General features: G+C 50.8%; 19 protein-coding genes and 1 pseudogene. 17 read left to right on the top strand and 3 right to left on the bottom strand.

Going from position 1 to position 18724, the window contains the following annotated elements; genetic code table 11:
• Nucleotides 1–23: 23 nt before the first annotated feature.
• From C7459_RS07515 to C7459_RS07490, 6 genes and pseudogenes are all read left to right on the top strand, one after another.
• Nucleotides 24–1487, top strand: coding sequence for a DNA/RNA non-specific endonuclease (locus C7459_RS07515; RefSeq protein ID WP_109687972.1), 1464 nt, complete (start codon nucleotides 24–26; stop codon nucleotides 1485–1487).
• 11 nt (nucleotides 1488–1498) lie between these two features.
• Nucleotides 1499–2197, top strand: coding sequence for a hypothetical protein (locus C7459_RS07510; RefSeq protein WP_109687970.1), 699 nt, complete (start codon nucleotides 1499–1501; stop codon nucleotides 2195–2197).
• 19 nt (nucleotides 2198–2216) lie between these two features.
• Nucleotides 2217–2435, top strand: a pseudogene (gene ribH / locus C7459_RS07505) (6,7-dimethyl-8-ribityllumazine synthase); the annotation flags it as partial.
• Nucleotides 2436–2574: 139 nt separating this feature from the next.
• Entirely contained in the window at nucleotides 2575–3339 is a 765-nt protein-coding gene (locus C7459_RS07500; RefSeq protein WP_109687968.1) for a DNA/RNA non-specific endonuclease, read from the top strand.
• A 15-nt stretch (nucleotides 3340–3354) separates the two neighbouring features.
• Nucleotides 3355–4053, top strand: a complete 699-nt coding sequence (locus C7459_RS07495; RefSeq protein ID WP_109687966.1) for a hypothetical protein — start codon at nucleotides 3355–3357, stop codon at nucleotides 4051–4053.
• An 88-nt stretch (nucleotides 4054–4141) separates the two neighbouring features.
• Nucleotides 4142–5632: an MDR family MFS transporter gene (locus tag C7459_RS07490; protein WP_109687964.1), complete on the top strand. Its 1491-nt coding sequence runs from the start codon at nucleotides 4142–4144 to the stop codon at nucleotides 5630–5632.
• A gap of 329 nt (nucleotides 5633–5961) precedes the next feature.
• Here C7459_RS07490 and C7459_RS07485 read toward each other — a convergent pair whose 3' ends face one another.
• Nucleotides 5962–7281 carry a helix-turn-helix domain-containing protein gene (locus C7459_RS07485; RefSeq protein ID WP_170119342.1) on the bottom strand — a complete coding sequence of 440 codons (1320 nt, stop codon included), beginning with the start codon at nucleotides 7279–7281 and terminating at the stop codon, nucleotides 5962–5964.
• Nucleotides 7282–7453: 172 nt separating this feature from the next.
• On the opposite strand from C7459_RS07485, the gene C7459_RS07480 reads away from it, so the two are divergent.
• The 5 genes from C7459_RS07480 (at nucleotide 7454) to C7459_RS07460 (ending at nucleotide 11875) form a co-directional block, all read left to right on the top strand.
• Nucleotides 7454–8650, top strand: coding sequence for a helix-turn-helix domain-containing protein (locus C7459_RS07480; protein ID WP_109687960.1), 1197 nt, complete (start codon nucleotides 7454–7456; stop codon nucleotides 8648–8650).
• On the top strand, nucleotides 8595–8981 hold the full coding sequence (locus C7459_RS07475) for a hypothetical protein (protein ID WP_146200967.1): 387 nt from the start codon (nucleotides 8595–8597) through the stop codon (nucleotides 8979–8981). Before C7459_RS07480 ends, C7459_RS07475 begins: the two co-directional genes overlap by 56 nt.
• Nucleotides 8978–10405: a site-specific DNA-methyltransferase gene (locus C7459_RS07470; RefSeq protein ID WP_170119341.1), complete on the top strand. Its 1428-nt coding sequence runs from the start codon at nucleotides 8978–8980 to the stop codon at nucleotides 10403–10405. The genes C7459_RS07475 and C7459_RS07470 overlap by 4 nt, the downstream gene beginning before the upstream one ends.
• A gap of 438 nt (nucleotides 10406–10843) precedes the next feature.
• Nucleotides 10844–11251, top strand: coding sequence for a DUF1761 domain-containing protein (locus C7459_RS07465; RefSeq protein WP_109687956.1), 408 nt, complete (start codon nucleotides 10844–10846; stop codon nucleotides 11249–11251).
• A gap of 75 nt (nucleotides 11252–11326) precedes the next feature.
• Nucleotides 11327–11875 (top strand): hypothetical protein, encoded by a 549-nt coding sequence (locus tag C7459_RS07460; protein ID WP_109687954.1) that lies wholly within the window; start codon nucleotides 11327–11329, stop codon nucleotides 11873–11875.
• A gap of 42 nt (nucleotides 11876–11917) precedes the next feature.
• Here the strand turns inward: C7459_RS07460 and C7459_RS07455 are convergent, their stop codons facing one another.
• A complete protein-coding gene (locus C7459_RS07455) occupies nucleotides 11918–12745 on the bottom strand; it encodes a methyl-accepting chemotaxis protein (RefSeq protein ID WP_170119340.1) in 828 nt (275 codons plus the stop codon).
• 271 nt (nucleotides 12746–13016) lie between these two features.
• On the opposite strand from C7459_RS07455, the gene C7459_RS07450 reads away from it, so the two are divergent.
• From C7459_RS07450 to ytfJ, 5 genes are all read left to right on the top strand, one after another.
• Entirely contained in the window at nucleotides 13017–13661 is a 645-nt protein-coding gene (locus C7459_RS07450; RefSeq protein WP_109687950.1) for a site-2 protease family protein, read from the top strand.
• A gap of 10 nt (nucleotides 13662–13671) precedes the next feature.
• On the top strand, nucleotides 13672–14412 hold the full coding sequence (locus tag C7459_RS07445; RefSeq protein WP_109688122.1) for a segregation and condensation protein A: 741 nt from the start codon (nucleotides 13672–13674) through the stop codon (nucleotides 14410–14412).
• A gap of 27 nt (nucleotides 14413–14439) precedes the next feature.
• Nucleotides 14440–15024, top strand: a complete 585-nt coding sequence (gene scpB / locus C7459_RS07440; RefSeq protein WP_109688120.1) for an SMC-Scp complex subunit ScpB — start codon at nucleotides 14440–14442, stop codon at nucleotides 15022–15024.
• A gap of 99 nt (nucleotides 15025–15123) precedes the next feature.
• Nucleotides 15124–15786, top strand: coding sequence for a DUF2953 domain-containing protein (locus tag C7459_RS07435; RefSeq protein ID WP_170119339.1), 663 nt, complete (start codon nucleotides 15124–15126; stop codon nucleotides 15784–15786).
• Complete coding sequence (gene ytfJ, locus C7459_RS07430) at nucleotides 15759–16265, top strand: GerW family sporulation protein (RefSeq protein ID WP_109687945.1); 507 nt, start codon at nucleotides 15759–15761, stop codon at nucleotides 16263–16265. The genes C7459_RS07435 and ytfJ overlap by 28 nt, the downstream gene beginning before the upstream one ends.
• 65 nt (nucleotides 16266–16330) lie before the next feature.
• On the opposite strand, the gene C7459_RS07425 is transcribed toward ytfJ, so the two are convergent.
• On the bottom strand, nucleotides 16331–17371 hold the full coding sequence (locus C7459_RS07425; protein WP_109687943.1) for an oxidoreductase: 1041 nt from the start codon (nucleotides 17369–17371) through the stop codon (nucleotides 16331–16333).
• Between the two features lie 149 nt (nucleotides 17372–17520).
• On the opposite strand from C7459_RS07425, the gene C7459_RS07420 reads away from it, so the two are divergent.
• On the top strand, nucleotides 17521–18717 hold the full coding sequence (locus C7459_RS07420; RefSeq protein ID WP_109687941.1) for a D-alanyl-D-alanine carboxypeptidase family protein: 1197 nt from the start codon (nucleotides 17521–17523) through the stop codon (nucleotides 18715–18717).
• Nucleotides 18718–18724 lie beyond the last annotated feature (7 nt).

Below are 18724 nucleotides of genomic sequence, written 5' to 3'. Positions count from 1 at the left end.
TTTTTTTATTGGGAGGGACTCTTGTGAGTATCGTTGCAAATCCAGAAGCCCTTCGAGCGCTTGCACGGAGTTGTTCGGGTGCTTCGTTTGACATACGATATAACGCCAAGTTGTTTGTTGATCGGTCACAGGGTACAACTGCATGGCGAGGAAGTGCAGCGCAGGCATTTTTGCAAACGACGGGGCACCTGCATGAAGATTATCGAATTGTGAGCGTGACGTTGGATGATGCGGCGGGTGTTTTGCACGCGTTGGCAGGGCAGATGGATCATGTGATCCACCTCCGCCAACAAGCACAGCATCTCTACCAATCGATTGTCCATATGCGACCGGAAACGCCAGACCAGCACGACTATGTAAACGAACAGCGTTGGCGGGCGCAAGACCTGCAAAACCAAGCGGAGGTGCTTGCACAAGAAGCAGATCGGCGGGCATCGCAGGCGTTGGGGAACTTGCTGTCCTTCCAGAACCGCTTGACCCTGCCTCATTTAATGAGTCTGGGGGGCAAGGGCGCTGTAGCGATTGACGGTCTGCCTACGTCGTGGCAAGACTATTATGGGCGGCACGGGGAACTGTTTGAAGATGGGAGTACGCCAGAGTTAGATCCTACTTATACAGATGCGCAACGACGGGAGTACATGCATGCACTTGCTCAAGTGATGGTGTATAACGTCTATGTCCCGGATACGTTGAAAGCAGGGCCAGACAACGACTGGACCAAGCGTTGGATTCAGGAAGCGATGCAGGACGGGTATACCTACCTATTTGGGAACAAAAGCGATGAAGAGATTGAGCAGATGGTTGTAGGCTACTTCAATGCCCAGCGCATGGACGAGGAGATTGACAAGCTGAAGCTGGAGGGCTATGACATCACCGCAGAACCTGATTACGGTGACTACCTCATCCATCACATGAATGGTGAGGACATGCTTCCCGGCGGTGGTGGAGGCTATATCATTGGCAGTGTTGTCGGTTTCAAGGTAAAGGTACCCAAGAATGTCAAGTTGCCGGTGGGAACCGCGCAGTTTTTGGCGAAGTTGTTCAAAAGCAAAGCTGGGCGTGTCGTGCGTACCACAAATACCGGAATGCAGTATACATCAACGACAGGTATAAATGGGGAATTGCTCAGCGTATTCGCCAAGATCGAGAAACAGCATCTCAACACGGGATCTGGTACTACACAGGCCTCACGCGACATGGCACGCCAATTAGGAAATCCTGATGACGATGCTGGACACGCTTTAGGAAACGTACTAGGAGGTCCTGGTGGGGCGATGGCAGGTAACATCTTCCCGCAATCACCCAATGTAAACAGGGGAGATTTCCGTGTTTTTGAAAGCTATGTTGTGAAGGCTGTCAATGCGGGCAAGCAAGTATTTGTACGAGTCGTTCCTAGGTATAAAGCGGGTTCTACACGACCCTATGAGATCCTGTACCAAGTCCGCATTGATGGAAAAACAATCACTGAAGTCTTTCCAAATCCATAGGAGGAATTCAAATGAGTGCGTGTTATATCATGAAAATTGAGGATCAAACTGAACAGCAAAGCCGATCTGATACTTCGTTCATCGGGGGAGTCCCAGTTCTTCCATCGGATCATCAGATTCCGCAGTGCACCCTTTGTGGTGCGGAACAAACGTTTTACTTCCAAGTCGCGTTTCCTCCAGAACATGTGTGGGACGGCTTGACTATGGCTGTTTTTGCCTGTACGTCATGCGCAGTTCGGGGTGCCTTTATTCCTGAAATGTTGACAGGGAGGCTGCATGGGGTTGAGGTCCCAAAAGATTTTCTTACGAATTACCAGACAAACTTTCGGGTCCTGGTGTTTAGTACCCACAACGGCATCATGAGAAACGACTACCAAATGAAGGTCAAGTTCAAGCGAATCGAACTGGTACGATCAGACGACCCAGATGTAGAGGAACACAAGGTAGGAGGGAATCCAAATTGGATTTTAGAAGATGAGACCCCTGGATCTTATCAAGGTGGCATTTCTATGGAGTTACTTTTGCAGTTTTTACAGGGGTATGAATTTGAGATTCTCACTGAAGCTCCAAGGCAAATGGAATTAGAATGGTTGACTACAAGTAAACCTTCGGAGGATCTATTCTATAAACTTTTTATCCAGAACCAACTGTACTTTTTCGGAACGGTTGATCAGGACCACCCGCTCGTCTACATCCTCACGCAAGTCTAATAGGCCCTTTTTCAAACAAATCCACGTAGTCGTAGGTCGTTTCAACGAATTCATCGGCAGCAGACTGCTCGGCGGCGCGCTTGATGCCTTCAATCGTCACGGTATGGAGGAGGATGCAGTAGATGTCGCGTGGGTACCGGGTGCATTTGAAATCCCGTTGATCGCGCAAAAAATGGTAGCATCCGGCATGTATGACGCTGTCATCACCCTCGGGGCCGTGATTCGTGGGTCCACCCCGGCTGGGAAGCGGCTGTGACCGCGATTGAGATGGCGAACCTCGGCAAGCTGTTCAAATAAGGAAGGATTTAGCAAGCCTCATCTTGAAACTAAAAGTCGGCCCTCTGCGGAGGCCGACTTTTTTATTGGGAGGGACTCTTGTGAGTATCGTTGCAAATCCAGAAGCCCTTCGAGCGCTTGCACGGAGTTGTTCGGGTGCTTCGTTTGACATACGATATAACGCCAAGTTGTTTGTTGATCGGTCACAGGGTACATCTACTTGGCGAGGAAGTGCAGCGCAGGCATTTTTGCAAACGACGGAACACCTGCATGAAGATTATCGAATTGTGAGCGTGACGTTGGATGATGCGGCGGGTGTTTTACATGCGTTGGCAGGGCAGATGGATCATGTGATCCACCTCCGCCAACAAGCACAGCATCTCTACCAATCGATTGCCCATATGCGACCGGAAACGCCAGACCAGCACGACTATGTAAACGAACAGCGTTGGCGGGCGCAAGACCTGCAAAACCAAGCGGAGGTGCTTGCACAAGAAGCAGATCGGCGGGCATCTGCCAAAATTGAACCGCAACATCTCAAAACAGGCTCTGCGACCAATCAAGCCTCTCGCGATCTGGCTCGTGCTCTAGGAACACCCACTGACGATGCAGGACATGCAATAGGTAGTCAACTTGGTGGACTGGGCGGTGCAACCTCGGGAATCATTTTTCCACAGGCACCTAGCATTAACCGAGGCAGATTTCGAGACTTTGAAGACGAGATTGCAGAACTTGTGAAGGAAGGTAAGCAAGTTTTCATACGCGTGGTACCGAAATATGAAAATGGTTCAACTAGACCAACTGAAATTCTGTATCAAGTACGAATCGAGGGGAAAACAATCAGCAAAGTCTTCCCAAATCCATAAAGGAGGTAAGTTTACATGACGGTCTGTTATACACTTACGATTGAAGAGTCCGAAGTTATACAAAGTCCAACCGAGGATTCATTTGTAGGAGGACAACCTAAGTTACCGTTCGAGCACGAGATTCCGTGCTGTCGGGATTGTGGGGCGGAGCAGTCTTTCTTTTTTCAAGTGGCATTTCCAGAGAAACATGTTTGGTGCGGACGAAGTATGGCTGTGTTTATGTGTACGGCCTGTGTGGAGGAGGAGACTTTAATTCCGCGAATGTTGAATGCGCCACTCCTTGGTGCCGACATTCCAGCGGGTTTTCTCGACGACTACCAAACGAATTTTCGCATCCTGATTTTTGAATCGTCAAGGGGCGTTTTGAAGACAACGTATCAAGAGAGAGTCAAGTTTAAGCGGATAAGCCTCGTAGAAACGGATGACCCGAAGCGCAACGATCATAAGCTTGGTGGTGAACCCAATTGGTTATTGGGAGACGAGACGCCAAATACCTACAATTCAACTCAGCGCATGGCGTTTCTCATGCAGCTTTTGGAAGGCTATATGTTTGAGATCGGATCAGATGCACCACAGCAGTTGAAGTTGGGGTTGGGCACTGTTCCCGTGCCTATGAATAAACCCTTTTATCGCCTGTTTCTGAAAAACCAACTGTACTTTTTCGGAACGGTTGATCAGGACCACCCGCTCGTCTACATCCTCACGCAAGTCTAATAGGCCCTTTCTAAACAAATCCATTTGGTAACTATATCTACATACAGGTATACTACATGTATCGATTCGTACAGGGGGCACTTTTAGAATGAAAGAAACCAATCGTAAAGCGGTGCTGACCGCCGTCCTGCTCGCCAATTTTTTAGCAGCCATCGACGTGTCGATCGTGGGGACCGCGATGCCGACGATCATTGGCACGCTCGGTGGATTGCCGATCATGTCGTGGGTGTTCTCGGCGTTTCTGCTCGCCTCCACCGTCACCGTGCCGATTTACGGCAAACTGTCTGATCTCTATGGGCGCAAGATCATCTTTATGATCGGGGCTGCTTTTATCATCATCGGGTCGATTCTCTGCGCACTTTCCGGCTCGATGGTGCAATTGATCATCTTCCGCGTCGTCCAAGGACTCGGCGCTGGCGGCATCATGGCGGTGGCCACCACGATCATCGGCGACATCTTCACCGTCGAAGAGCGCGGCAAGATGCAAGGCTTGCTCTCATCCGTTTGGGGAATCTCCGCAATCCTCGGGCCGCTGCTCGGAGGCTTGATGATTAACTTCTTGTCTTGGCAGTGGGTGTTTTACATCAACGTGCCGGTCGGACTCATCGCGATGGCGGTGCTGTTCACCGCTCTCCACGAGAACATCGAACGCAAGAAACACTCGATCGACTACATCGGCTCGCTTACACTCGCTGTCTCGATGACCTCGCTCCTGCTGGCACTGCTCAGCGGCGGTGCGGAGTATGCTTGGGTATCTCCGCAAATTTTGGGGCTGTTCGGGGTCGCCATTCTCTTTCTCATCTGGTTTATCTTCAATGAGCGTCGTGTCGCAGAACCGATGATCTCGTTCGAACTGTTCAAAAACCCGACGATCTCTGTCGCCTCTGGAGCCAACTTCCTGATCGGTGGTGTGTTGACGGGTCTCTCTTCCTATATTCCGTCCTATGTGCAAGGCGTGCTCGGGGATTCGCCAACGATGGCGGGGATGGTGCTGATGCCGCTGTCGATCGGCTGGCCGATCGCTTCGTTTATCGGCGGCAGTCGATTGACGACATGGGGCTACCGTCGCACGGCTTTGATCGGTGTGGGGGGGATTGCCATCGCCTCTGTGCTGCTGAATTTCACGACGATTCAGCTTGGAGAGTGGTATCCGATGGTGGTGCTGTTCGTGATGGGCTTTGGGATGGGGCTGTGTACGATGGCCTTTATCGTGGCGACCCAAACGGCTGTCTCCTGGAACCAGCGCGGGATTGCGACCGCTTCGTTGCAGTTCATCCGCTCGCTCGGTTCGGCGGTTGGAGTCGCGATCATGGGGGCGGTGATGAACGCAAAAATCATCAGTGACCTGATGGAGAGTGGCGTGGCGAACCCGCTGGAGGCTTCGAATGCGTTGTTGGATGAGAGCCGGAGACCGCATCTGCCTGCCGATCTGCTGGACAAGTTGGTGAATGCGTTTGATAACGGGTTGCACTATGTGTTCATCCTGCTCGCGGTGTTCGGGGTGCTGAGCTTTGTGATGACGCTGACCTTCCCGAAAAAGCAAGTGCAGGTGGAGGAGAGGGAGGTAAAGAGGGTTTAGGAGAACGTCATGACCATTGGGATTAGGCCGTGAACGATTAGTCTAATCGTAATAGCCTGAATCAAGGTGACAGATTGCCCTTGCGTGTTTCACGCGAGGGTTTTTTGATTGTTCGGAGGTTGGGCGTTAATTCGACCCGCCATGCTACACAACTTTCATTGGAAAGAAAAAAGCACCTTGAAAGGTGCTGGCATCATCACTTATTTTATCGTTTGACTTGTAATATGGGGACCAGGGTCTAGATCAGCGGCATTTTTAATGCCAAGAGGTGCATTTGCGAACAAAAGCGATAGAACAAGAACAGCAATGAGCTTTTTCATGAGTAATTATCATCTCTCTTCCATCAATTGTTCTAGGAGATCGTTACGTTTGGTTTGGTAGAGGAGTGCGCACTCGAAATTTCCATTACTTTGGTAGGCTGCTACAGCAATCTTTAAAGCTTCAATCTGATCTCTTACCATCCCAAGTATACCAAATATTTCTGATGACTTTATACTATACTGGATGGCTTCCTCAAGTTTTTGTATTGCTAAAAGGTATCTACTATTTGAACTGAGAAGTTCCCCAGCTTCAAGGCAAATTGAGATTTGATGATTTTTCTTGATTTCCAAGGCGTTTTGTAAGACATCTCTACAGGAGATAAGATCGTTAAGCTCCAAGTAGATGTTTGCCATTTTCGCAAAAATGAAGATTACGCCAGGGAAATAGCTATCGTTTTCAAACTGTCTTGCACAAACTTTGAGATCCCCAATTGCTTGTACTGGATCGGTTTGCGAGGTTATGGAGGTGGCGACAGTTATTTGTACCTTTGTCCCTAATGTACTTAAATTTAAACTTTTGTAGAGGAGTTTGGCTTGTTCTAATAACTCGTTTGCAGTTTCGTATTCTTTTCGGTTTTTAAAGGCAATTCCTTGTACAAATAGTGAGTCTGCATATCGTTTGATATCGTTCGTTGTTTTGTAATACTCTCCTGCCTGCTGTAAGTAGAATATTGCGTCAAGAGATCGCCCTTTCCTCCGCAAAGCAAGCCCGACATTATAAGAAATGAAAGCCGCTAACTCATCGAATAAAGCAAATCTTGGGATGTAATCGTAAGCACGGTGGTAATTATAGAGGGATCGTTCAGTGTCCTGTTTCTGAGTGTAGGCGTTTCCGATTTTATTTCTTATTAAGGCCATGAAATGAGCGTCATGATAATTTTCTACTTCTAACTTCTCGATCAAGGGCTGAAGGAGTTCAAACACCTCATTGTATAACGTTTGTTGATACCGGCACTCTGCCAAATGGACAATAAGTGTCATTCTCTCTTTCGCGGTCAGTTCAGGATGAGCCTCTAAATCAACAATAAATGACTCTGCTTCCTTAGACTGGTTACGTTCCAACAATGCCTCAATCAGACGGATCCGACTGACCAACTCCATACGTTTATCTTCTTCTTGCAAAAGTTCATGAACCGGGATCTTGAATGCAACAGCTAATTTCGTAATCATTTCAGGAGAGGGTGCGTATTTGTCGTTTTCAAGTTTACTGATCCATCCATTCGTTACTTCACAAAATTTAGCAAGGTATCCTTGTGACATTTCACGCTCATTACGCAATCGTTTGACCCTTTCTCCAAGGGTCTCATTTGTATGTAAAGACAGATTCATTTTTACACCTCTATTCATAACAATCAGAAATATTATACAAGAATGACCTTAAATAAACAACCAAGTATATAATTTTTACTTGTTGTTCCAATCGTGCAAAAAAGCTCAAGAATTGCTCACTCTGACAAATCAAATATAGACTCATCTCATAAACCGATGTGAGGTGATTCTGTTGAATATCAACGTTCTAGGGCAACGCATCAAAGAACTTCGCATGAAAAAAGGGTTGAAACAGCAGGAACTATCTGAAGGGATTTGCACACCTAGCATGATCAGTCAGGTGGAGAGTGGACGAGCACGACCGTCCCATGACATCTTGGTCGGGATCGCGGACCGGCTTGACGTCTCGTTGGAGTTTTTGATGGCAGATGCCAATCTCAATATGAAAGTCTCCAGCAATTACAAAATGGCACGGGGGTTTATCGCCAGTCAACAATACCGCACCGCTGTAGAGCTTCTTGAAGAAGTTTTGATGGAGCCGGATACGAGGACTCCTTCGGCGGAAGTCAAGATCGACCTAGCTGAATGCTACCTCCACGAGAAGGCATATGACCAAGCGTACTCTTTTCTTCATGAAGTCTTGGAAGAGGCGGCACTGACAAAGGGCAAGTACCAACTGGCTGGTGCTCTCAAACTTCTTGGAGAAATCGAATTTGAACTGCAACGCTACGCATTTGCCCTGCGTCATTGGAAACGGGCTGTCGAGGCTGTTGAGAAATCGAATGTAAGGAATCGGGTGTTATTGATCCCACTCTTGGTAAAGCTTGGGATTTGCTACCAAGCCATAAACCAAGATCAGGAAGCCATTTCTTGCTTCCAACGTGCAGCAAGGCTCAACGACAAAACCACAGACCTGAACTCAATCGCAGATCTGTACATGCATATGAGCGCGGCCTATCAGAGTACGGGCGATCATTGGAAGGCGAGTAGCTATGCAGAACGCGCAGTCGGCATTTGTGAGGGTTTAGGTGTACTTGCTCTTGGTGAGGATATCCGCACTAAGTACGCTTCATTTTTAGAGGAAGAGAATGAAACTGAAAAGGAAATTGAAGCGGTATGGAGTTCCATTCAGGGCACGCAGGAGGAGAACTCGTCCGAGGTCGGGTTTGCCTATTTGAGGCTGGCAAAATTGTACGAAAAATTAGATCAGCATGAATCGGCCATACAAGTCTGCGAACAAGCGAATCAGTTGCTACCTACCCAGCATCCAGACCGCACAGAGCTATACCGTGTCTGGTCGTGGGCTGCCTTCCAAAATGGCGATTGGGATCGTGCTAAGGAATTGGAAGCGAGCAGAGAGGAGGGGGAATCGCGTGGGATCGAGCATGGGGAAGCCAATAAAAGTCGTGACGGTGAGATGGGGCAATGAAGACGATGACGGGGTATTCAAAATAAAAGGTGTGCTCGTTTCGGAGAAAGTTGTCATCACGATCTTCGATGGTGACTTGGAGATTCATTTTGTAGCACCCACGGAAGATCCGACAGAGTATGAATTGATTCAGTGCTTTGGCCCCCTGTTCAGAGTGGGGGATCATGAAAGTGAACTTCCCGTAATCTTCGAGGACTTACATAAACTCTCCTTTGTGGAATTTGCAAGGAAGTATCCTCATTCGGAGATGTTGGACTATTTGAATGAGAGAAATCTCCGCATCCCCGGTCTAAATGTCGGGAAAAGGGAATCGGGTACGATTCTGCAATGAGGATCATTCGTGAATTGTGCGTGGGTTCGAAAGTAGAGCAAGCGAAAAACATGATGATTGAGGGAGACAACATCAAAGCCATGAGGGAGCTCCACCAGCACTTTGGACAAATCGATCTCATCGTCACCGACCCACCCTACAACACGGGGCAGAGCTTTCGATATAACGACAAGTGGGATGGAGGCGATACACAGAGCAGTTCACGCCATCCAAATTGGCTGGACATGATGAGACCGCGTCTGCAGATGATGCACGAGATGTTAAAGCCCGGTGGTATTCTTGCGATCTGTATAGATGACAAGGAGTTGTTTCAGCTCGGACTGATGATGAATAACGTGTTTGGTGAACGAAACCGGATCGCAATCATCAATTGGCAGAAATCGTATGCTCCTAAAAATGACAGCAGACATGTATCTAGCGCCACGGAGTACATTTTGGTCTATGCTCGTGAAAAAGAAAAGGCCAAAACAGGATTGCTTTCGCGTGACGAGGAGATGAACTCAAAATACAAAAACCCAGATCACGACTCGGTAGGAGATTGGAGAAGTTCTGATCCTACCGCATCCACTCCTGCTAAGAAAGATCGATATGCGATTCAATCTCCTTTTACCGGAGCGTTGCATTATCCCGGCTGTCGGGCATGGTCACATCCAAAGTCGAAGATGAAGGAATGGCTCGAAGCGTGGGGCTGCCGCTATGAGGAAAGATATTTGCAGGATGGGCGAGCTAAAGCACTGGTGCTTCACAAAGCTCCGACTCCGAACATTCCCACCAGACAGAATCTCGACAACAACTTCGTAGTGGAAAGTGATGAAGTCTTTCATGATCCGCGCATTGTGGCCACTCGTCAAAGGGTAGAGAAATTGCGTGACCACCATGCATGGCCGGTTCTCTATTTCGCATCCAAAGGGAAGGGGCGCCCCGCGATGAAATGCTATTTGAAGGACGTTAGACAAGGGAAAGTTCCTTTCACCTATTGGGCGGATGAAGAATACGAGGAGTCTGAAAGGATCGGTGTTCAATCCTGGGGATACAAGGAGTCCGGCCACAGTCAAACGGGAATCAATGAAATTAACGCGATCATGGGCAAAGGACATCAGTTTCAAACGGTTAAGCCGTTGAAGCTGATTAAAAAAATCATTCAGTTGTGGTGTCCACCGAAAGGCATCGTCTTAGACCCTTTTGCTGGTTCAGGTACAACGGCACATGCAGTCATGGAGTTGAACCGTGAAACGGGTGCAGATCGACGGTTCATTTTGATCGAACAAGGGAATCCTGAAACCGGGGATCAGTACGCACGGAGCCTCACTCAAGAACGTGTGCGAAGAATCATAACAGGGGAGAGACTATCACTTCAAGGGCAGTTAGTACCATCAGCGGAACCTCTAAAGGGAGGTTTTGTGTTCAAGGTGCTGCAAGATTAGATAAGCAATAAGTAGAGCAGCCATGACAAGGTTGCTCTTTTTTCGTTTTGGAACACATCCTGTCGCACATATCTGTTAACTCTCTATTCCAATTTTGGAGCGGTATTTGAGTGGAATATTGTATCCCTCTCGTGCTAAGAAGGACAAGAACATCATGAGGATGCGAACAGCGTTATGAACAGTACGTGAGGAGAGACAATTGATTTCTTCTCCAACTTCTTCGAGTTTGGAAATTGGAAAATTGCTTCGTCGATCTCATCTCTTGAGAAAAATAACTCCAGCTGAGCTTCACGAAAAAGCAAGTCCAGGTAGGAGAAGGAAGATCGAAATAAAGGAGAACATAGACACGGTTTTGTTTATTTTTGACACATAAGCACTCTATGATTTACAATGATAAAATGATTCTATTCTATTTATCGTGAAGGAGATACTACCAACATGAGTTTTGACTTTTCAACCTTGAACCTCTGGGCGGTGCTCGTGGCGACTGTGATCGGGATGGTCGTGGGATCGCTGTGGTACTCGCCGGTTCTGTTCGGCAACGTCTGGATGAATCTGATTCAAAAGAAAAAGGAAGACATGGTCAGTTCAACTGGGCCGATGATCGGGGCGGTTGTCGTCTCGATCGTGAACAGTTTGACACTCGCGCTGTTCCTGCACGCAACGAATGCGCAGACGGTGGCAGATGGCCTGCTCGTCGCTGCGCTGCTTGCGCTCGTCGTGACGATGGCGACCTTGATCAACTACCTGTTTGAAGGCCGGGGGATGAAGCTCTTGGCGATTCAGGTTGGCTACCATGTCGTTGTGTTTCTCGTAAACTCGGTGCTGCTGACACTGTGGAGCTAACAGCCTCAGAATCCCCTCTCGTGTCGTGACTGGTATGATATAATACACGGATAGCCAGTACAAGGGGGATTCAGCATGGCGAAAAAACCGAATTCCAAAAAGAAAAAACCCAATATTGCTTCTGCGAAACACATACCGAAAGCCCAACGGAAGAGCATGCTCCCTTGGGTGTTCGGAGGGGTTATCGTCTTGTTGCTCGTGGGTCTGATCTGGGGAACCATTCGTGGGGCTGCAGCATCAGAACCTATTGACGGCATCGCCTGTGAGAGTATGGAAGGCAGTGCCATTCACAACCACGCCCATCTCTCCATCTTCGAGGACGGCAAGGCAGTCACCGTGCCCAACGGCATCGGCAATGGCAACAACGCTTGCTATTATTGGCTCCACACTCATGATGCAACTGGCGTCATTCACGTCGAATCGCCGCAGGTGCGGGAGTTCACACTAGGGAACTTCTACAACATCTGGGGCAAGGAACTCAAGGCAGATCGCGTATACGTCAACGGAGAGCTGTTCAGCGGCGACCCGAAAACCATCAAGTTGGAACAACACACCCAAGTCACCGTGGAGACGGGGCCGACCTTTGTTGATCCACCGACATTCACCTTCCCAGCGGGGGATTGAGATGTGAAAAGGCTGACATCCGCTAGTGGATGTCAGCCTTTTTTATCTGTCGAGTTCCTTGATCGCAACGACGAGACCGTTTGACGTCTGTCTGATCTGTTCGAATGAGGTTTGGACTTCCTCCATACTCGCGGACTGTTCCTCGGTAAAGGATGCCAGTTGTTGAATGTTATCGTCAATTTCCACGATCGATCCTTGAATCGAATTCAGCAGGGATTGGATGCCGATGACGGCGCTTTTGCTGCGTTCCGCCATCTTGCGAATCTCATCAGCTACCACGGAGAACCCACGGCCGTGCTCGCCAGCTCTTGCCGCTTCGATGGCGGCATTTAACCCGAGCAGATGGGATTGATCCGAGATCTCCTGAACAAAGGAGAGGATCTCACTGACATTTTTGATCTGTTTGGACAAATCCGTGCTGACCTCGGATGCTTTGCCGAGGCGACTTGCGACGTCATGTGAAGCGGTGGTAGCATCTGCTGTCGAGGCGGAAACTTCATGGAGTGAGCTGGAGAGTTCGTTGGCGACGCGACGCAGCATGTCTGTTTTTTTGTTGGAAACGATCGTCGAGAACACGCCGACGACCTTGCCGTTCTCGAGGATTGGAATGGCCGTCGAGATATAGGAGACGCCAAAGCGCTCTGGACCGCGCTCGTCCTGTAAACGTTTCCCGGTAATTAATGCCGTGTGTGTGACAGTGCCTTCAAACAGTTCGGACTTCATCCCTGCTTGAACTCCAAGGTTGAGTTGCTTTCCAGGCAAACAACAGAGCACTTTCTCTGTATCTGCGAGGATCATGCAGGCATCCTCGGGGACAGACTGATGTAGAACTTCCATGCTATTCAAAATTTCAGTCAATCTTTCTGACACGGCATGATTCCTCCTTACTCCATATAGGATCATTTTATACTATAATTGAGTTGTAAAAAAGGGGTGCGTGAAAAGAAATGACCCTCGCACGGACACCAGATTCCCTGAGACTACATGGGTTCTCCTCTGAATACACATCACAGAATGACGCCTGACAACGCTCCAACAGCGCAAAACTCTTCGCCATGTGGCTTGAGGGTATGGTATGATAATTTAGAACTTATTTGCCCAGAAACAATTGGTGTTTTGGCTGGCAAAAGGAGGGCATGTAATGTTTTTCAGTGGTTTGGATATGAATGAAATTTTGTTTCGTGCGCTCGCGTTTCTGATCGGGATCACCGTTCACGAGTTTGCACACGGGTTTGTTGCGTACCGGTTGGGCGACCCGACGCCGAAAGCACAGGGCCGTTTGACGCTGAATCCGATCGCTCATATGGAGTTGATCGGGACACTGATGATCTTGTTCGCGCCGATCGGTTGGGCGAAACCTGTGCAATTTAACCCACAGAACTTCAAGGGCAACAAGCGACTAGGCACGATCTTGACCACGATGGCGGGTCCGGTTGCCAACTTGATCATCGCGATCGTGTTCGCATGTCTGCTCATGGCGATGGAGCGACACAACTGGATCACCGATACGGCTTGGCACAGCTTCTTCCTTCAATTCATGTCCGTGACATTTAGTTTGAACCTCTACTTGTTCCTGTTCAACCTCATTCCGATTCCGCCGCTGGACGGCTATTGGATTCTGCGCGACCTCTTGCCGCGCAAGGTCGCGTATGACCTGACACCGTTTGAGAAGTACGGTTCGTTCATCCTCCTGCTGTTTATCTTCTTGGGGCTGTTCGACACCGTGCTGTCTCCGATCTTCCACGTATTGGCGACCTTGATCATCGGCCTGTTTGGATGGGTCTAGACGGTAGATGATGGCGCTGAATCTACAGTTGGATTCCTTCGAGGGTCCGCTTGACCTGCTCCTGCACTTGATCGACAAGTCGGAGATCGAGATCACCGACATCCCGATCGCACGGATCACCGATCAGTACCTCTCCTACTTGCACACGATGCAGGAGCTGAACTTGGAGTTCGCCAGTGAGTTTCTGGTCATGGCTTCTCAGTTGCTCGCGATGAAGTCCGGTCTGTTGTTGCCGCGTCCGATCGAGATGGATATTCCCTTGATCGACTACGAGGAAGACCTCGACTATGACCCGCGCCAAGCCCTGATGGAGCGTTTGATCGAGTACAAGAAATTCAAGCAACTGGCCGACGATCTGCGCGACCGCGAGGAGAAACGCAATCGCGTCTTGACCCGCCCGCCGGAGAATTTGACGCACTTGATTCCCGAGGTCGAACCGAATCCGGTGGAGGGTGTGACGCTGTTCGACTTGCTCGATGCGTTTCGCAAAGCCCTCGCCAAGGCCCAGCCTGACGAGTATGTTGCGGGCATTCAACGCGACGAGATCTCTGTGGAGGGCCGGATGCAGGAAGTGCTGGATCTGATGATCTTCAACGGAGGTCGCGTGCGGTTCTCTGAACTGCTCGGCAGTTTTTACCGTCGCTCAGATATCGTGGTCACGTTCCTCGCGCTGCTCGAACTGATGAAGGGGAAAAAGGTGATCTGTCTACAGGATCACCTCTTTGACGACATCTTGATCGAAGCGCAGTAAGTTTGTGAAAGTAAGGGTGGAATGAAAGTGGATGCCAGAGAGAGGAAAGCCGTGATCGAAGGCTTGCTCTTCGTCAGCGGCAGCGAAGGCATGGAAGCGAAGCAAGTCGCTCAGATCTTGGAGATTTCCGTCGAGGATGCGTTGGATTTGCTCTACGACCTGCAAACGGAATTCAATCGGGAGCAGCGAGGCTTGCAGATCGCTGAGGTGGCGGGTGCGTTTCAGCTCACCACGCGCCTCGAACACGTCCCGTTTTACGAGCGGTACGCCTACGAACCGCAGACCTCCGTGCTCTCGCAAGCTGCGCTGGAGACGTTGGCGATCGTGGCGTACAAGCAACCGATCACTCGCTCCGGCATTGAAGAAGTGCGTGGGGTCAAGTCGGAGCGTGCGATCAACACCTTGATCTCCAAGCAACTGATCAAGGGCGTTGGCCGCGCCGAAGGGCCAGGACGCCCGATCCTGTTCGGCACGACCAAGGAATTTCTCGAGCACTTCGGGCTCGGTGCGCTCCAAGAACTGCCACCGCCGCCCGCCTTCGTGCCCAGTGAGGCATTGGAAGAGGAGGAGCACATGCTCTTCCAGACCCCCGAACCATTTCCTAGTGAATAAAGAAGCCTGAGCCGCGCTTGCGGACTCGGGCTTTTTTGTATGAACTGGTACTTAGTGGGCAAGCTAAGACGGAATCTGAATGTCTGGAGGAAGGCGGCCATGACCTGGGGTTGGGGGCTCCTGCTGGGGCTCTCGGTGGTGATCGTGATCCTGCTTTTGTTGCCTGTGCGCGTCGAAGTGCACTTCAAGCGCGAAGGCATGGATGACCGGTTGCATCTGGGCGTGCGTGCCCTGTTCGGAATCGTGCGGCTCGGCTATGACATCCCAGTCGTCGCCCTCATGGAACGCACCGGAAAGATCGCGATCAAAAAAGAACCGGCCCATCAGATGCCAGAGAGCAAAAAAGGCTGGGTGACTCTCACCATCGAGGAAATTGACAAAGGGATGCGTAAACTTAACGACGTCCGCAAACGAATAGGGAAGTACAAGCGTGCCATCCGTCGGTTGACGCGATCGTTTCGCTTGGAACAGACGACATGGAAGACCAAGTTTGGCACGGGTGACGCTGCGCAAACCGGTTGGTTGACCGGACTAGGCTGGGGGCTCAAGGGTGTTTGTAGCGGTGTCCTCTACCGCTATTTCACCGTCGAAAGCCGCATCGTGTACGATGTGCAACCACACTTTCGGGCGAAGGGTTTTCGGTCGGAGTTTACTTGCATAATCCGTTTTTGCCCCGGAAAGACTATGATAGCAGGACTTACATTGGTGATCTTATGGGTGATGGAGGGGATCAAATGGCGGAGCATCCGATTCAAGGGCTGATGTCAACAGCGATGGAGAATCTCAAGGAAATGGTCGATGTGAACACGATCATCGGCGATCCGGTCGAGACTCCAGATGGCAGCGTCATTTTGCCGGTATCCAAAGTAGGCTTTGGTTTTGCAGCGGGTGGGTCGGAGTTTGATCCAGAAGTCGAAGCTGGCAAGAAGGACCACGCAGATGTCGAACTTCCGTTTGGCGGCGGTGCAGGTGGTGGGGTCTCGATCACTCCGATCGGTTTCCTCGTCGTCGGCAACGGCCAAGTGAAAATGCTGTCCACCGAAGGCCCGAATCAAATGTATGAAAAACTGATCGAACTCGCCCCGCAAATGGTGGACAAGATCTCGCAGATGATGAACAAGAACACCAAGCAACAAAGTGGCGGTGGCCAAATTCAAGGTGCGACAGGTTCGAGCGGTGGTTTTATGAGCAAGAACAAGCAAGCAGGCAATGCGCAGCAACAGCAACAAGGCGACTGCTAGACAACGTATGGAAAAGACGCCCCTTTTGATAAAGGGGCGTCTTTTTTGCGTTCAGAGCGCTCTCGTTAGTTGAAAGCCATCGCTTGTCCTGTCGCGTGGCTTTGCATCGCCAATTCAATCACGCGGATCGTGTCGCGAGCCTCAGCAGCGGTGACCGGCAGTGCGGAACCCGTCAGGATCGCGCTGGCGACTTGCTCGTAGTACGACTCATAGCGTCCGCGCAGTGTCGGGATGCGACCTTCTACTGTCAACCCGCCGACATCGGTGGTGATCGTTCCATACCACTCGGGCCGATCCTCGCCCCAACCGGCATCGCCAGGAGCTTGCCCCGCGCGCAGGGCGTTCTCTTGGGAATCGATGCCGAACTTGCGGAAGCTGCCCTTGGTGCCGTGCAAGATATACCGTGGACCGGCTTCCCGCACCAGAGCCGATGCGCGCAAGGTCACACGCAGGCGGTCGTAGTTCAAGACGACATGAAACGAATCGATCGTCTCGGCATGTTCACGCTGAATCTTCAAGTCCGCAAATACCGTGCGCGGCGTACCAAACAACACCAGCGCTTGGTCGATCAGGTGCGACCCAAGGTCGTAGAGCGTCCCAGAACCGGGGACATCCTGCTCCCGCCAGCGCACCTGTACCTGCGGGCGCCAGCGGTCGAAGTGTGCCTCATACGAGAGGAGCTCGCCCAACAACCCGGTCTGCAACAGTTCTTGCACCGTCAAAAAGTCATTGTCAAAGCGGCGGTTGTGGTAGACGCTCAGCAGCACCCCTTGCTCGCGCGCCAACTTCACCAAGGCATCGCCCTCCTCAGACGTGACGACGAACGGTTTTTCCACAATCACATGCTTGCCGGCGAGGATGGCGTCTCTCGCGTATTCGTAGTGTGTGGTATTCGGAGACGTGATCACCACCAAGCCGATCTCGTCATCGTCCAGCAAGTCCTGAAGGGTCGGTACGACGCGTACATCTGGCAGGTCTTGCAACACGGTGTCAGGCTTCGACGAGACGACCGTTGAGAGGTGCAGGTTCTCCACCGCCTGCAAGATCGGCGCGTGAAACACGGAACCGGATAATCCATATCCAACGAGTCCTACCTGGATGGTCATCTTGAGAATTCCCCCTTGATGCTTTTGGTTATCGTACTGCGAATGAGCAGGCTTGGCAAGTCGTAAAAGCAACGGCCTGTACATACTCCGAACTTTCTCTCATATAGATAGGACACAGGGAAAATCTGAGGAGAGAGTAGGAGGACTAGATGAAAGCAAAAGTGCTCGCGGCCACGCTCACGTTCGCCGTCGGTGTGACGCTACTGCCGATTTCCGTGGGGGCCTCCCATGATCCGGCGGCTACCACCTATGTCGATGTCGCACCTGCCACCAACAATGTCTATGCGGGAGAAGTTGCCATCAGCGCCCGCTCCGCCGCGGTGATCGATGTGCAGACCGGTCGTCTTTTGTACGAAAAAAGCGGCGATGACAAGATGCTGATCGCCTCGCTGACCAAGATCATCACCGCCATCGTCGTCATCGAATCAGGAATAGATCTCGACTCGCAGACCACCGTCTCCAGCCGAGCCGCTGGCAAGGAGGGCTCGTCGATCTATCTAAAAGTCGGCGAAAAGCAGACGGTCCGCGACCTGCTCTACGCCGTTATGCTACGTTCTGGCAATGATGCCGCCACCGCAGTAGCGGAAGCAGCGGGCAAGGGGTCAGAAGCGAAATTCGTCGAGATGATGAACGCCAAAGTCGAAGAACTTGGACTCAAAGGCACACACTTCGCCAACCCTCACGGCCTCGATGCCAAAGAGCACTATTCCACCGCACACGACATGGCGATCCTGACGGCCTACGCATTGCGCAACCCGACATTTGCGGAGATCGTCTCCACCAAGGTCAAGACGATTCCCTACCCCGGCCAGGACTATGACCGCAAACTCTACAACAAAAACAAAATGCTCAACCGCTACGACGGTGCGGACGGTGTGAAGACCGGCTACACCAAAGCGGCGGGGCGGTGCCTCGTGTCCAGCGCCACCGTCGATGACCGCCAAGTTGCTGTCGTCACCCTCGACGCCTCAGGCGACTGGGTCGATCACCAACGCCTGCTTGATTACGGGTTCATGAAGTACAAGAACTTGCCGATCGCCAAGGAGAACGATGTGGTCAAAACCCTGCCGCTCGAAGGTGGGGTGGACACACAGGTTGATGTGTTGGTCGGTCATGAGTTCAACTATCCGATTCGCAGTGATGAGCAGGACAAACTGCGCACGGAGATGACTCTCGACGATCATCTGAAGGCACCGGTCGTCGCGGGGGAGAAAGTCGGGGAGCTGAAGGTGTACTACGAGGACAAACTTCTCGGCATCGTTCCGCTCGTCGCTGCCAAGGATGTGCGGGAAAAAACGTTCTGGGAACGCTTCAAATCGATGATCAGCGGTGTGATCCAGAACTGACGAAGAG

The sequence above is a fragment of the Tumebacillus permanentifrigoris genome (assembly GCF_003148565.1).
Lineage (GTDB): Bacteria > Bacillota > Bacilli > Tumebacillales > Tumebacillaceae > Tumebacillus > Tumebacillus permanentifrigoris.
Note: the sequence above shows the minus strand (reverse complement) of the source record. Positions and strands in the feature narration are given on the sequence as shown.

What these genes read in the sequence shown, in the direction of transcription:
- C7459_RS07460 (WP_109687954.1), top strand. Translation starts at nt 11,327, where the DNA reads ATGGCGAAAAAACCGAATTCCAAAAAGAAAAAACCCAATATTGCTTCT.
- C7459_RS07470 (WP_170119341.1), top strand. Translation starts at nt 8,978, where the DNA reads ATGAGGATCATTCGTGAATTGTGCGTGGGTTCGAAAGTAGAGCAAGCG.
- C7459_RS07445 (WP_109688122.1), top strand. Translation starts at nt 13,672, where the DNA reads ATGGCGCTGAATCTACAGTTGGATTCCTTCGAGGGTCCGCTTGACCTG.
- C7459_RS07510 (WP_109687970.1), top strand. Translation starts at nt 1,499, where the DNA reads ATGAGTGCGTGTTATATCATGAAAATTGAGGATCAAACTGAACAGCAA.
- C7459_RS07450 (WP_109687950.1), top strand. Translation starts at nt 13,017, where the DNA reads ATGTTTTTCAGTGGTTTGGATATGAATGAAATTTTGTTTCGTGCGCTC.
- C7459_RS07435 (WP_170119339.1), top strand. Translation starts at nt 15,124, where the DNA reads ATGACCTGGGGTTGGGGGCTCCTGCTGGGGCTCTCGGTGGTGATCGTG.
- ytfJ (WP_109687945.1), top strand. Translation starts at nt 15,759, where the DNA reads ATGGCGGAGCATCCGATTCAAGGGCTGATGTCAACAGCGATGGAGAAT.
- C7459_RS07420 (WP_109687941.1), top strand. Translation starts at nt 17,521, where the DNA reads ATGAAAGCAAAAGTGCTCGCGGCCACGCTCACGTTCGCCGTCGGTGTG.
- C7459_RS07465 (WP_109687956.1), top strand. Translation starts at nt 10,844, where the DNA reads ATGAGTTTTGACTTTTCAACCTTGAACCTCTGGGCGGTGCTCGTGGCG.
- C7459_RS07495 (WP_109687966.1), top strand. Translation starts at nt 3,355, where the DNA reads ATGACGGTCTGTTATACACTTACGATTGAAGAGTCCGAAGTTATACAA.
- C7459_RS07485 (WP_170119342.1), bottom strand. Translation starts at nt 7,281, where the DNA reads ATGAATCTGTCTTTACATACAAATGAGACCCTTGGAGAAAGGGTCAAA.
- C7459_RS07425 (WP_109687943.1), bottom strand. Translation starts at nt 17,371, where the DNA reads ATGACCATCCAGGTAGGACTCGTTGGATATGGATTATCCGGTTCCGTG.
- C7459_RS07490 (WP_109687964.1), top strand. Translation starts at nt 4,142, where the DNA reads ATGAAAGAAACCAATCGTAAAGCGGTGCTGACCGCCGTCCTGCTCGCC.